We start from the raw sequence: 12745 nt of genomic DNA on the forward strand, positions 1-12745 counted from the left end.
AGGTTTCAATAAATAAGCAGACTGAAACATTTTTTTGTATCAAAAAAGGTGCTTTTTGTCTCGATTTTGCTTCCTATTTTTGAAACTCCATGCTTCGCTTCTCCTTTATATTGTTGCTTTTGCTTGCCTGTATAAACTGCCTGCAATCCCAACATTATTTCCGGCACTATCAGGTTGAACAAGGCCTTTCAAATAATACCGTGTTCGCTGTTGTACAGGATGCCAGGGGTTTTATGTGGATGGGTACTAAAGATGGGCTGAACCGATTCGACGGGTATAGTTTTAAGGTTTTTAGAAACAATCCGGATGATGGTTTGAAAATCGGTGACAGTTTTATCAGAAGCCTCTATCTTGATCTATCAGATACCTTATATGTTGGAACCCGATCAGGACTTTACAAATACCATGCTGAATCTGAATCATTCAATCTGTTGACTTCAAGCAAAGATGAAATCAGGGATATAAAAAAAGATGGAGAGAACAATTTATGGTTCATAGCGGGACAAACATTGTATTGTTTACCCAATGGTACCAAACGATTACAAATTTATTCATCGCAACGTTATTTTTCAGCAACCAGTTTATGCATAGATAAAAAAAGAAAATTATGGATTGGCACATCTGATGGTCGTTTGTTTAAGTATGAGCCCGATTCCAATAGTTTTAAACTGACCACACTATCTTTTTGGAATACCAAGGCAGCAAACAGATGGATTGAAAAATTGTATTGTAATAGTAATGGGAAATTACTGATTGGAACAGCAAGCGAAGGAGCATTCGAATATGATCCAATTTCTGGCAATACCATGCCGGTGCTTCGCAATCAGCAAGTCACTGATATATTTGTTAGGGACTTTGCAGAAGAAAATGACGGCACCCTTTGGATAGCTACCGAAAACGGTTTATTTATTCGTGATAAGGAGGGCACAATAACCAATCTTAGAAAGCAGCTAAACAATCAGTATGCACTTTCTGATAATGCGGTATATAGTCTTTATAAAGACAAAGAAGGCGGTATTTGGGCGGGTACTTATTTCGCCGGAATCAATTACTATCGTTGGCAGTATGCCAGCTTTTATAAATACCTGCCGGGTACGGAAGCCAATACACTAAGCGGTCAGGCTGTACGGGAAATTTGTAAAGATAATAGTGGCCAACTTTGGGTGGGAACAGAAGATGGAGGTTTAAACTGCATTTCCCCTGATGGAAAAACAATTTCACACCTTAAGGCAAATGGACAACCAGGCAATCTAAGTTATAACAATATCCATGGACTACTTGCTAATGGAGATCAGCTTTGGGTTGGAACATTTGAACATGGAGTTGATGTAGTGGATATCAAAAGCAAACGGGTAATTGCCCATTATCCAAATTCCTTGGACCATCGGATGGAAAGCAGTTTTTTTGTAGTGCTATACAGACTAAAAAACGGAACACTGCTTGCAGGCACAAGAAGAGGCCTATACCATTTTAATGAAGAAAGCAAAGGATTTGAACCGGTAACTGCGATTCCAACCAATTCCTTTGTACACCATCTTCTGGAAACAAAAGATGGCAGCATTTGGATCGCAACCATAGGAAATGGTTTATATCGCATGGAAGATATAAGAGGGAAATCTGTCCAGATGGTGCACCAGCCTGCTATTTCCACATCACTGCCCTCCAACTCAATTACCACAGTTTTTCAATCAGCAGATAATAAATTGTGGATTGGAACAGAAGGGGGCGGACTCGCACTTTATAATGATTCTACGCAAAACTTCCGGAGGTTCAGTATCCAGGAGGGCTTCCCTTCCAATACCATTTTTAAAATTTTAGAAGACGATAACAGACGGCTTTGGATTACCACTACCAAAGGGCTGGTATGTATGAGTTCAGAGTTCAGCATAATAAAAACATTTACAACAGCAAATGGACTGTTAAGTAATCAGTTCAACTATAACTCAGGATTTAAAGATGCCGATGGTAACTTATATTTTGGAAGTGCCCGGGGCATGATCAGGTTTCATCCGGATAATTTTATTGCAGGAAATTTTATGCCCGATATACATATAACGGGCATCAATATAGGTGGAAAGGAAGCCGGCGTAGGAAAGGAGCTTTCAAAATCAATTCTATACAGCAATAAAATAAAGTTGCGTCATAATCAGTCGACTTTTGCCATTGATTTTGCAGCACTCTATTTTTCCGCTCCGGAAATGACAGAATATCAATACATATTGGAAGGCCTGGAGGATGAATGGACTATTTTAAAGGCAAATCGCCGGGTATATTTCACAAACCTATCACCAGGAAACTATACATTTAAAGTAAAAGCTGCCAATTCAAATGGGAAATGGACACCGGAACCGGCGAGCCTGGACATCAGAATTGATCCACCTGTATGGGCAAGCCCGCTTGCTTATCTGGTATATGCAACAGTAATTGGGTTTTTAGTTTGGTTCCTTTTTCGCACTTATCATATTGCCATGGCAAACAAGGCAGCCAGGCAACTGGAAATGATGGAACATGAAAAAGAAAAGGAAATGTATCAGGCGAAAATTGAGTTCTTTACCAATATTGCCCATGAAATTAAAACACCGCTTACCCTGATTAAAGCACCTATGGAGCAGGTATTGAAGAAGGAAAATGAATACCCGGGTATTTCTTTTGAACTGCAGATGATGAATAAGAATACGGCAAGATTGCTGGAACTCACCCATCAACTATTGGATTTCAGAAAAATTGAAACATCGGGTTGGCCTCTGCAAATATCCCCCATTTCACTTCCTGATTTTCTCGAAGAACGATACCTTGCATTTCTTCCTTTGGCGAATCAAAAGAGAATCCGATTTGACCATTCCATTCAGTTGAATAAACTGATTCTTTACAATGACGAGGATGCCCTTCAGAAAACAATTGACAACCTGCTGAACAATGCAATTAATTATGGACACCGATTTATAATCTTAAAAGCCCGTCTTAATAATATGGAAGAGGTGGAGATTTTTATTGAAAACGATGGCAAACCAATTCCTGCAGATCAATGGGATAGAATATTTATACCTTTTGTTCGGTTAAAACAGGACAAATCCCGACCAGGAAGTGGAATAGGTCTGGCACTGGCGAAATCCTGCACACAACTAATGGGCGGCAGTCTTCAGATTATTCAATCTGATCCACAGTTAACCGTATTTAAACTGGTGTTACCTATAAATCCTCCCGTTTCTAACCCAATAAATTCAACCCTATGACCAAATCAACGATTTTACTGGTAGATGATAATGATGATATCCTGGATTATCTGCGGCATTTTTTACAAACACATTTTATTATTACCATGGCACATAATGGTAAGGAGGCCATTGAGAAACTTCATGAACAGGAAGTACAATTAATTGTAAGTGATGTTATGATGCCGGAAATGGATGGTTTTGAATTATGCCGGCATATCAAAACAAGTGTAGACTTTAGTCATATTCCGGTTATACTTCTTACAGCCAAAAATACCCTGCAGGATAAACTAGAGGGACTTGAACAGGGTGCGGATGTATACATAGAAAAACCTTTCTCGCCAGAGTATTTATACCTGCAGATCAACAGCCTTTTGGTCAACAGAAATAAAGTGTTGGCATTTTATGCAAATAACCCATTGGCGCATATTAAATCAATGGCCAATGATAAAGCGGATGAAAGTTTTCTGGAGCATTTAAACAATCTCGTCCAGGAACGCATCGAAAACCCGGATTTTGATGTGGATCATTTGGCTAAGCTTATCAATGTTAGCAGGCCTACCCTCTATCGGAAATTAAAAGAGATAACCAACCTGACCCCCAATGAAATTATTCATCTGGTGCGATTGAAAAGAGCTGCAACCCTTCTTCTGGAAGGTCAATTCAGTATACAACAGATCAGTGAAAAAGTCGGATACACCAGTGCCAGCATTTTTAGCCGGAATTTTCAAAAGCAATTTGGGGTACTGCCTTCTGATTATGTAAAACATCATTAAATTCAATCCTTTTTATGGAAGTACAAGCCTTCTTCAATTCACCTATTCAGATCCCGGATGAAAAAAATTTCTGGTATTTCCTTATTGTCTTTACCACCGCCTTTAATCTATTTTTCTTAAACGCTTTTGTTCCTTTCAATATAAATACCTGGAGAAACGATACTCAGTTGGAACAGCTTATTCATCTTTCCGGATTTGCGCTATTGGGGGGAACTGTACTTAGTTTTTCTCACCTGTTTATCCGGTTACTTCGAATCCGATCATTCGTTCTTCAAACCTATCTTGTCAGGTATTTTGTGGAATTACTAATCATGTCAGTGGTTTTTGTGATCTATCAGGAAGGGCAGTGGCTACCGGTATCCGAATTACTCAAAGAGGTTCCGGTCAGTTTTAAATATAGTTTTTTAAGCACTATTCTCCCTTATTCGATGTCCTTTTTGTTGTTCAACCATTTAAGAATGAAGGAGAAAAAAATAACTTATCAAGAAAAGCTACTTACCGGAATGGTTGATTTTCCCGATGAAAAGAATCAAATCCAGTTTTCCATCTGCTCAGATCAGATTACCTATATTGAAGCAGCTGATAATTATCTATATATACATTGTCTTGAGAATGGGCAGGAAACAAGGCATTTATTGCGCAACACGCTAAAAAATATGGAACTCCATTTTGCGGAAACCGGTCTGAAACGTTGTCATCGGTCGTTTATGGTCAATTTGCAGAGGATTCAATTAGTGCGCTATGAGAAAAACAAATGCCTGCTTTACCTGAATGGAATTGATCAGGTTATCCCTGTATCACGCGGTTACCTGGCCGCTTTTAGTGAATACATTCACCCCTGAATGGTTAGATCGCTGCAATTCACCCCTGCTATTACGATTTCACCCCATTGATTTTTAAACGAAAAGCTGTTCTTCTAGATTTACTCAAAATTTAAACGATGTATATGAAAAGAAAGCTTAATGTTTTACTGCTTACTGTTATCACAGTTTGCCTAAGTTGTTTCTCAAGTTATGCTCAGTCAAATCAATTCAGTGGTACCTGGCATTTTTCAGCGCCGGATTCACCGGAACCAGGCTTCTCTGCAGGCACCATTACATTTAGTAAAAGAAGCGGGACAACAATTGCCGATTTTAATTTTACCAATGGCGAAAAACTGACTGCTGAACCGGTTGCCATCAACCGTGATACGGCATCCTTTACGCTTAACATTCAGGGTGAGCTGGTCAGATTTAAAATGGTGGCAGTAAAGGAGCTTCTTAAAGGCACCGCTACTTTGACTGATTCTGAAATAATTCCTTTCACGGCCAAAAGAAAATAACAACCGGCAGATCAGTTAATTCCCTATATACCTTGCTTTAAGCAGACGCATCATATAAATATTGATTTCCCACTGATTCGCCAGCGGCTGGCGCGTATAGGGGAGGGTAGGCATATAATCAGCGGGACCAAACTCGGTGAGTATAGTCATTTTTTCACCTTTCTGTTTTTTTCGGTTGATTATTGTGTCCCACCAGATCAGGTGTTGCTTTACGGTATTTTCCCATTCCGGAGCCCGCGGATCATTCACCTGCGGGCCTTCGGGATGCCCAATGCGCGAATGAATATGTTCTGCTCGTTCAAGGGCTAAGTTCACCGTTGCTGCCTGATCTGCGAGCAAACTTTCGTGTACGGTGCACCAGTGAGAAATATCCAGTGTAAGCCTCATTTCCGGAACAGCTTCTAAAAATTTTCGGGTGACAGGCGCAGAATAGCACATTCGGCCCCGGTGTGTTTCATGATAAACGGGTATTCCTGTTTGTTTTGTTATTTCTGTTGTAAATCGGATAAACGAAAGATTTTCTTCAAAACTGAAATAATCCCGGCCTGAATGACAGTTGATATACAATGGCTTCTTCCTGCTATTGGAAGAGGCTGCATTAATGGAGTTCTTGAATGTTTGAAGATGTTCTTTGGGATCTGACTGCCATCCGCCACATAAAAAGCCGACCAGTAATTGATGTTTATCCAATGCATCAAACAGTTTTTTTTGTGCAGCCGCGTCCTGTGGCCACCAGACTTCCACACCATCATAGCCTTCTTTTTTAGCAGCTGCACAAAAATCGTCAACGCCTCCGTTAAACCCCCAATCAGTAGCCAAAAACTGAATAGAAAATCCGGGTGCTGCAGTAAGAAGCATGGTTCCCGCTGTAAGTACCAGACCGGATTGCAAAAAATCTCGCCGATTCATTTTCGATTTTTTATCTAGCAGACTCAAGCTACTATTTTCAAGGAGGCTGAACTGCTTTGGAATTGCCTTAAGTCACTATTAAATTCACCCCACCACATCGTTTTGTTGGCTTTCCCATAAATACGTCGCACCAATCAGGGCTGCTATCTCGCCCAAAACAGCTGTTTTAATTTTATATTCCGGTCCAAGTTTGCGCTGAACAGCAGGAAAGAATAAGTGCGCAGCCTTTGCAATATTTCCACCTATCACTATGGTTGTTGGAATTTCCGAAGCATACCGGCTCCTGATCAGTGCCGCCATATTTTCTCCGAATTCTACAAAACATTCCAAGGCAGTTGCTTCCATTTCACTTTTTTCAGCCAGTTCCTTTACTCCTTTCAGTACATGCCCGGTTTTCTCCCTATACTTATTAAGAAACCATCGCGTAGAGAAATATTCCTCTGCCAGATCATCAAGAAAAGGATAACAATAAAGATCACCGTCCTCAAATTTTCCATTCCGATATAAGGCGGATCCCAATCCGGTGCCAAGTGTAATTCCCAATACCTTGTCAGCTCCTTTTCCACTTCCCATTGCAACCTCTCCCCTTAAATAGGCGGTGGCATCATTCACCATCCGGATCTCAGCTATTGTTAAACCAAGTTCCTGAGCAAGTATTGCTTTAACCGGCAGTTCAAACAATGCATCATATTTACATAATCCCTTTATCAAACTGATACCGTTTTCATAATCAAACGGACCGGGCATCGCGATGCCTATTCTGGCCTGCGAAAGGCCGGCAATTTTCCAGCAATTCCGTACAGCGGATGCCCATCCAGCTATTATTTCCTCTGCTGATTCATTTGGATTCACAGTTTGCCGTACCAATGTATTTTCCATCAGACAGCCCTCTTCCTGATTCACTAGGCAAACAGTAATATGCGTTCCTCCAATATCTACCCCGGTAATCCAATTCTTCATTGTATTAGTAACTTTCTTATGAATGACTATTCCATGCCTGGCGGCAAGCCTGCAGTTCCCCAGCTTGTATTCGGCTTATCGCCCAGCCAGAGTTCAAGCAATCCGCCACTGGCAAAATTTTCATGCGTAAACCAAAAGGTAGTTAAGTCCTTTCCATTCAGCTTGGCTGATTGAATATAATCATAGCCCGGTTGATTGCCATAGGTTCTGATTATAAACTCTTTTCCTTTATAATAGCGATTATCCAGCTTTATGCGTACCTCATCAAAGATTGGCGAAGTAATCTCATAAACCGGCGCTTGCGCCTGATTACCCCGGATATCAAACAAACCGATTGCCATCAATGCGCTTACCGCACCCATCTGCCCCTGGTCCTCATCATGTCCGCCATAGCCCAGATCCGGAGTGATTCCTCCATAGGCCTGTTCTTTTACCCTCCGCACCCAGTACTGCGTTAACCAGGGCTTACCTCCATAACTGAACACGTGTGCATTACTACAGCCAGGCTGATTCGCATAACTCACATAGCCATCCGTATAGCCATATACAAAATCAGCGGACTTCGATTGTTCAAATGCATAATTCAGTTTGTTGCAAAAACTATCAGACCCGCCCATTCGTTTTACCAGATCGGGAATAGCATGGGATAATCCCCAGGTTCCCTGCCAGGCATTGGCTTCCACCCAGCCAGCACCACTCAGCAAATCTTTATGCAACCATTTTCCATTCTTGTCTTTTGGTAGAATCAGCTTAACAGAATCATCGAAAATTGTTGTCCATGTAGACGACCGTTTTAAAAAATACTGATAGTCTTTTTTCTTTCCCAAACGGCCAGCCATCTGTGCCGTTCCCCAATCCTGAAAAGCAGCTTCAATACTGATACCGGCATTACCGGGCCACCATCCTTTTTTAATATAAAACGCTACTTCTTCTTTGGGCCCCAGCATACCTCCGGGCAGTTGATTTCTTTTTATTGTTTCATATGCATGAGGGGCCGATGTTTTGGTTAGCAATCCCTTCATATAAGTACTCACAATTAAGTTAGCTGCCGGGTTGCCGGTCATTATGTAGGAATAACCACCACCAGACGGACCTCTTGGCAACAAACCTCCATTATTTGCATATTCAACCAATGATGCCGAGAACTCATCCAGCAATTCAGGCCATGCCAGACCCCATAGTATATTAATATTCCATTGGGTCAGCCAGAATGCATCCGAGCTATACATATTAAATGCAGGTTTGCCAGAAGCATCCTTCGGTATCGATTTAATTTTAAATACTGCATCTGTAAAATTCCCTTCCCTCTTTCCGGTAGTACGATCCGGATAATCACCATTAACATCATTGATTTTCTGCCGACCCAATAATACATGCCAGAGATCCGTATAGAATTTTATTTTTTGTTCTTTTGTTCCACCACTCACCTGCATGCGGGAAAACCATTCATTCCAGGTTGCCTGGGCAGCAGTCCGCACCTGATCAAAATTCCATTCCCTGCATTCCGTATCCAGGTTGTTTCGGGCATTTTCAATGGTGGTATAGGATAGTCCGATTTTCATCTCCAGCTGTTCGCCTTTTTTCACCTTATACGCTGCCGCCAGTATCAGGCTATCGCCGCCTGCAGTTGTTACGTTTTCATATTGCTGCTTACCAGACCATGCATCAAGTGATGCAAAGGGTTTATCAAACCGGATCACAAAAAACACTTTTACCTCTTTCGGGCCTCCCCAATATCGGTTCACGGTACTTACCGAACCCTGGATTTCCGTATCTGTTACCCGCTCAATTTTTGCATCCTTCATGGTGCAATTGGAAATGTGTCCATGCAGATTAATAATGATACGCGCGTCCGTATCCTTCGTATAACGATACCTGTAATAATTCACTCTTTCGGTTGCTGTTTGCTCCACCCAAACCTGATGATCCTGCAGCATGACGCGATGATAACCGGGTTGAACAATTTCATCATCATGATTGAAGCGTGATTTCCAACTGTGTAATCCCTTTGTCAGATCAACCTTGTTGGTAGCCGGCATAATTTCCACACCCGATTGCATCCAGGCATGCAATTGCTCAAATCCAAGAATTTCTGTTTCATTGTAATTATAACCACCGCCATACTGATTTTTATTACGGGTCATCGGTGCTGAACTGGCCAGCCCAAATGGAACACTTCCGGTAATGAAAAATATATAACGGCCACGATTGGATTCTATATATGGGTCTACCCAGGATACATAATCTATATCTTCTTCCGGCGCTGCAAATACCTCGATTTCAGACAAACCCAACTCTCTTCCTGTGCCATCATGTGTTATGAATTTTATCCACTCGGTTTTTCGCGTGGGGAAATGAACCGCCTTTCCTGTTCCATCAGCCGGAATCTGATTTACCCATACAACAGATCCATCACTGAACAGCAATTTACCTCCGGCAATATTGTGGCGAAGTGTGGGGCGATCATAAAACACCACTTTATTCACCATTCTTGCCTGCTTCCAGCGAAGCTCCAACCAGGGGAGCCGGATATGCCCCCAATCGGTTGTATCGCCCGCACAGGCCCATTCACCCAGGCCATCCACTCCTATGATTCCATCTGTCAGGTGGCTACCGGAATAGGCTGGTCCATCACTGGTGGAAACGGTTACTGTTGCTTCCGGTGCAATATTACCCGGACCTGCAATGCCCTGAAAAGAGGCAAGCAGAATCGTACTTAGTACAAGTGCAGTTCGTATCATTTAGAATTGTTTTTTTGTCCGGCCAGCAACAAACCAGCCTTATCCAATGAAAGTTTCGAAATATGCCACCTGCCCAGGTTGGCAATGAAGAGATCGCTATTATTTTTTCCTCCAAAAGCAATATTGGTTGGATTGCATATGGTGTGCGACTCCCAATCATGAAGCAGAACAGACAATGTGCCTGTTTTATCGAGCGAGTAAATTGTATTTGGTGCATAACAGGAGATCAGCATATTTCCTTCCTGATCCAATGCAATCCCATCCGGACAGGTTTCCGGTAGTTCAACGACGGTTGAGCGTTCGCCGGCAGCACCATCCGGAAGAATGCTGATCGCTTCCACACCCGGAAGCCAGGTGCTTACCACATAAAGTTTATCACCATCCGCAGAGAGCGCCATTCCATTGGCAAAAGCAAAGGGGCCAGGATGCCAGATCTCCTTTTTACCATCCACCGAAAATTTAAAAATGCAGCCATTCTCTTTTCTGAATTCACCGCTATCGGAAACATATAAATTTCCCGCTGCATCAAAGACAGGAAAATTCGGCGTACGAAAATGTCTGTCTTCCATACCCTTGGTAAATACTGATAACTGTCTGGTATCCGGTTGATATCGCCATACACATTTATTTTTCAGATCGCAAACAGCCAGCCAGCCATCCGGAGAAAATGCGATACCCAATACAAAACCACCAGTATTCGCTACTTCTTCCACAGCTCCTTCTGAGGCTATCCTATAAATTTGTCCGGCTTCTCCTCCTGCCCATAGTATTCCTTCAGAATCAATAGCGATGCATTCAGGATGATCAAGACCATCGGCCCAGATGCTTATATTTTCAATGGAGTAGGTTTTCATACGCGTAATTTTGCCCAGCGGTCATTGGTACCCGTTATGCTGAACCAGTCTGGTCTGCCCATATCACGATCATAGGTATAACCACCGGCTTCTTTAAAATATTCCTGGTATTGTTTGAGTTTATCCTCATCAATCTCAACTCCAAGTCCGGGACCTTCCGGCAATTGGATAGCACCGTTCTGATACTTCATTTTGCCACCTTTAATGATATCATCTTTCAGGTGGTGATAATGTGCATCTGCCGCAAAGGAGAGCGATGGAAGTGTTGCTCCCAGATGTAACATGGTGGCCAGTTGAATACCTAATTCTCCGGAACTGTGAACTGCAATACCCAGGTTCATTTTCTGGCAACAAACGCCAGCCATCCATGCCTGCCGCAGGCCACCCCAAAAAGTCGTATCCAATAAAATAACATCGATGGCGTCGGTGCGAAAACAGGCTGCGAGCTGCTCAAAATTTACCACTACCGTATTTGTTGCTGTTGGAATGGAGCACCGGGACTTCAATCTGCGCATAGCCTCCATGCCATAACAGGGATCTTCAAAATAATCATTGGGCAGATCTTCAATGGCTTTTGCTACCCGAATGGATTCCTCCACAGACCAGATGGCATTCGGATCTATGCGCACCCGATGACCAGGCAATGCCTCTGAAACCGCCCGAAATACCTCCACTTCATGATCGGGATGAAAAACACCTGCTTTTAACTTGTGCGATGTGAATCCGTGTTCCTGATGAAGCTGCAATGCATGCCTTACCATTTGATCCACGGTTTCTTCACCACCAATACCAGTTGATTCATCGGGATGCCTGAAAAATAAATAGGAAGCAAAAGGAATCTTTGTTCTGATCGTCCCGCCTAATAAATCACAGGCCCGAACACCCAGTTTCTTTCCCATGATATCCAGGCAGGCAAATTCAATAGCTGCATGAATTTGCAAGCGGTTATTATAAAGGGAGGCAGTTGGGTTACAAATTTTCCAAAACAGCTGTTCCAATTGCATTGGATCATGTCCAATCAGATAGGATTTTAACCCATGGATCGCAGCTTCTGCAGATTCTCCGCCGCCGCCCATTTCACCCAGCCCAATTATTCCTTCATCTGTATACACCTGTACAATGGTTCTGATAAATCGTCCCCAATGACAGCCATTGGCATGCCGGATGGGCGCTTCCAGCGGTACTGCTACAGTGGTTGCTTTTATATCGGTAATTTTCATACTTACTATTTTGCTGATCCCTGAATTACAATTCCCAATCCCCCATCTATGCGGATTGCCTGTCCGGTCATAAAAGCAGCATGATCTTCGCATAAATAAACAATCAGCTTCGCCACTTCTTCCGGCTTACCTATTCGTTGGGTCAGATGCATTTGTTCACAAGCCGTCAACATCGCTTCCGGGTCATCGGATAACTCAAGTGCATCTCTTAACATGGGTGTATCAACAGTACCCGGACAAACAGCCATACATCTGATTGCCGGCGCATAATCTACGGCGATGCTTCTTGTTAAACCTAGTATGGCCGTTTTGGAAGTGGTATAGGCAGCAACCTTCTGCTGACTATGAAATGCCTGTACACTGGAAACATTAATGATAACACCAGCTTGTTGCTGCTCCATTACAGGCAGAACCGCCTTGCTGCAGAGAAACATGCTTTTCAGATTTACATTCATCACTTCATCCCAAACTTCTATATCCGTATCAGTTACAGCGCCATAACGTTGAATACCTGCATTATTGACAAGTACATCAATCCGTTTCCATTTCTCAAGAATAGCATCAACTGCCGCTTTAATGGAGGGTTCCTTCGTAACATCGCAGGTATAAAAATCTGGTAATACCGGCCAGTCATTGATTGGTACCAGATCCAGCACGGCCACTTTTGCACCTGCAGCAAGAAATACCTGAGCAGCAGCGGCTCCAATGCCCTTGCTTCCGCCGGTTATAAGTACTACTTTATCTTTCATAAG

General features: G+C 42.6%; 10 protein-coding genes. 4 read left to right on the plus strand and 6 right to left on the minus strand.

The features are described from left to right. The first annotated feature begins 89 nt into the window (after positions 1 to 89). The 4 genes from B2746_RS19635 to B2746_RS19650 all read left to right on the plus strand — a co-directional run bounded on the left by B2746_RS19635 (position 90) and on the right by B2746_RS19650 (position 5309). Entirely contained in the window at positions 90 to 3233 is a 3144-nt protein-coding gene (locus tag B2746_RS19635) for a ligand-binding sensor domain-containing protein (protein ID WP_290797903.1), read from the plus strand. Further along, a complete protein-coding gene (locus B2746_RS19640) occupies positions 3230 to 3988 on the plus strand; it encodes a response regulator transcription factor (RefSeq protein ID WP_290797906.1) in 759 nt (252 codons plus the stop codon). Before B2746_RS19635 ends, B2746_RS19640 begins: the two co-directional genes overlap by 4 nt. A 14-nt stretch (positions 3989 to 4002) precedes the next feature. Next, positions 4003 to 4830 (plus strand): LytTR family DNA-binding domain-containing protein, encoded by an 828-nt coding sequence (locus tag B2746_RS19645; RefSeq protein ID WP_290797909.1) that lies wholly within the window; start codon positions 4003 to 4005, stop codon positions 4828 to 4830. 104 nt (positions 4831 to 4934) lie between these two features. Continuing rightward, positions 4935 to 5309, plus strand: a complete 375-nt coding sequence (locus tag B2746_RS19650) for a hypothetical protein (RefSeq protein WP_290797913.1) — start codon at positions 4935 to 4937, stop codon at positions 5307 to 5309. A 15-nt stretch (positions 5310 to 5324) separates the two neighbouring features. On the opposite strand, the gene B2746_RS19655 is transcribed toward B2746_RS19650, so the two are convergent. The 6 genes from B2746_RS19655 to B2746_RS19680 form a co-directional block, all read right to left on the minus strand. Next, positions 5325 to 6218 (minus strand): sugar phosphate isomerase/epimerase family protein, encoded by an 894-nt coding sequence (locus B2746_RS19655; RefSeq protein WP_290797916.1) that lies wholly within the window; start codon positions 6216 to 6218, stop codon positions 5325 to 5327. Between the two features lie 84 nt (positions 6219 to 6302). Further along, complete coding sequence (locus tag B2746_RS19660; RefSeq protein WP_290797917.1) at positions 6303 to 7178, minus strand: ROK family protein; 876 nt, start codon at positions 7176 to 7178, stop codon at positions 6303 to 6305. 26 nt (positions 7179 to 7204) lie between these two features. Beyond that, positions 7205 to 9919, minus strand: a complete 2715-nt coding sequence (locus B2746_RS19665; RefSeq protein ID WP_290797918.1) for a GH92 family glycosyl hydrolase — start codon at positions 9917 to 9919, stop codon at positions 7205 to 7207. Further along, on the minus strand, positions 9916 to 10773 hold the full coding sequence (locus B2746_RS19670) for an SMP-30/gluconolactonase/LRE family protein (RefSeq protein ID WP_290797919.1): 858 nt from the start codon (positions 10771 to 10773) through the stop codon (positions 9916 to 9918). Before B2746_RS19670 ends, B2746_RS19665 begins: the two co-directional genes overlap by 4 nt. Then, entirely contained in the window at positions 10770 to 11993 is a 1224-nt protein-coding gene (locus B2746_RS19675) for an enolase C-terminal domain-like protein (RefSeq protein WP_290797922.1), read from the minus strand. The genes B2746_RS19670 and B2746_RS19675 overlap by 4 nt, the downstream gene beginning before the upstream one ends. A gap of 5 nt (positions 11994 to 11998) precedes the next feature. After that, a complete protein-coding gene (locus B2746_RS19680) occupies positions 11999 to 12742 on the minus strand; it encodes an SDR family oxidoreductase (protein ID WP_290797923.1) in 744 nt (247 codons plus the stop codon). Between the last annotated feature and the right edge of the window lie 3 nt (positions 12743 to 12745).

This window comes from Flavihumibacter sp. UBA7668, from assembly GCF_002483205.1.
GTDB lineage: Bacteria > Bacteroidota > Bacteroidia > Chitinophagales > Chitinophagaceae > Flavihumibacter.

Bases quoted from the DNA above. Each gene is read 5' to 3' on its own strand.
- B2746_RS19635 (WP_290797903.1), top strand. From the start codon at position 90: ATGCTTCGCTTCTCCTTTATATTGTTGCTTTTGCTTGCCTGTATAAAC.
- B2746_RS19645 (WP_290797909.1), top strand. From the start codon at position 4,003: ATGGAAGTACAAGCCTTCTTCAATTCACCTATTCAGATCCCGGATGAA.
- B2746_RS19680 (WP_290797923.1), bottom strand. From the start codon at position 12,742: ATGAAAGATAAAGTAGTACTTATAACCGGCGGAAGCAAGGGCATTGGA.
- B2746_RS19660 (WP_290797917.1), bottom strand. From the start codon at position 7,178: ATGAAGAATTGGATTACCGGGGTAGATATTGGAGGAACGCATATTACT.
- B2746_RS19675 (WP_290797922.1), bottom strand. From the start codon at position 11,993: ATGAAAATTACCGATATAAAAGCAACCACTGTAGCAGTACCGCTGGAA.
- B2746_RS19640 (WP_290797906.1), top strand. From the start codon at position 3,230: ATGACCAAATCAACGATTTTACTGGTAGATGATAATGATGATATCCTG.
- B2746_RS19650 (WP_290797913.1), top strand. From the start codon at position 4,935: ATGAAAAGAAAGCTTAATGTTTTACTGCTTACTGTTATCACAGTTTGC.
- B2746_RS19670 (WP_290797919.1), bottom strand. From the start codon at position 10,773: ATGAAAACCTACTCCATTGAAAATATAAGCATCTGGGCCGATGGTCTT.
- B2746_RS19655 (WP_290797916.1), bottom strand. From the start codon at position 6,218: ATGAATCGGCGAGATTTTTTGCAATCCGGTCTGGTACTTACAGCGGGA.
- B2746_RS19665 (WP_290797918.1), bottom strand. From the start codon at position 9,919: ATGATACGAACTGCACTTGTACTAAGTACGATTCTGCTTGCCTCTTTT.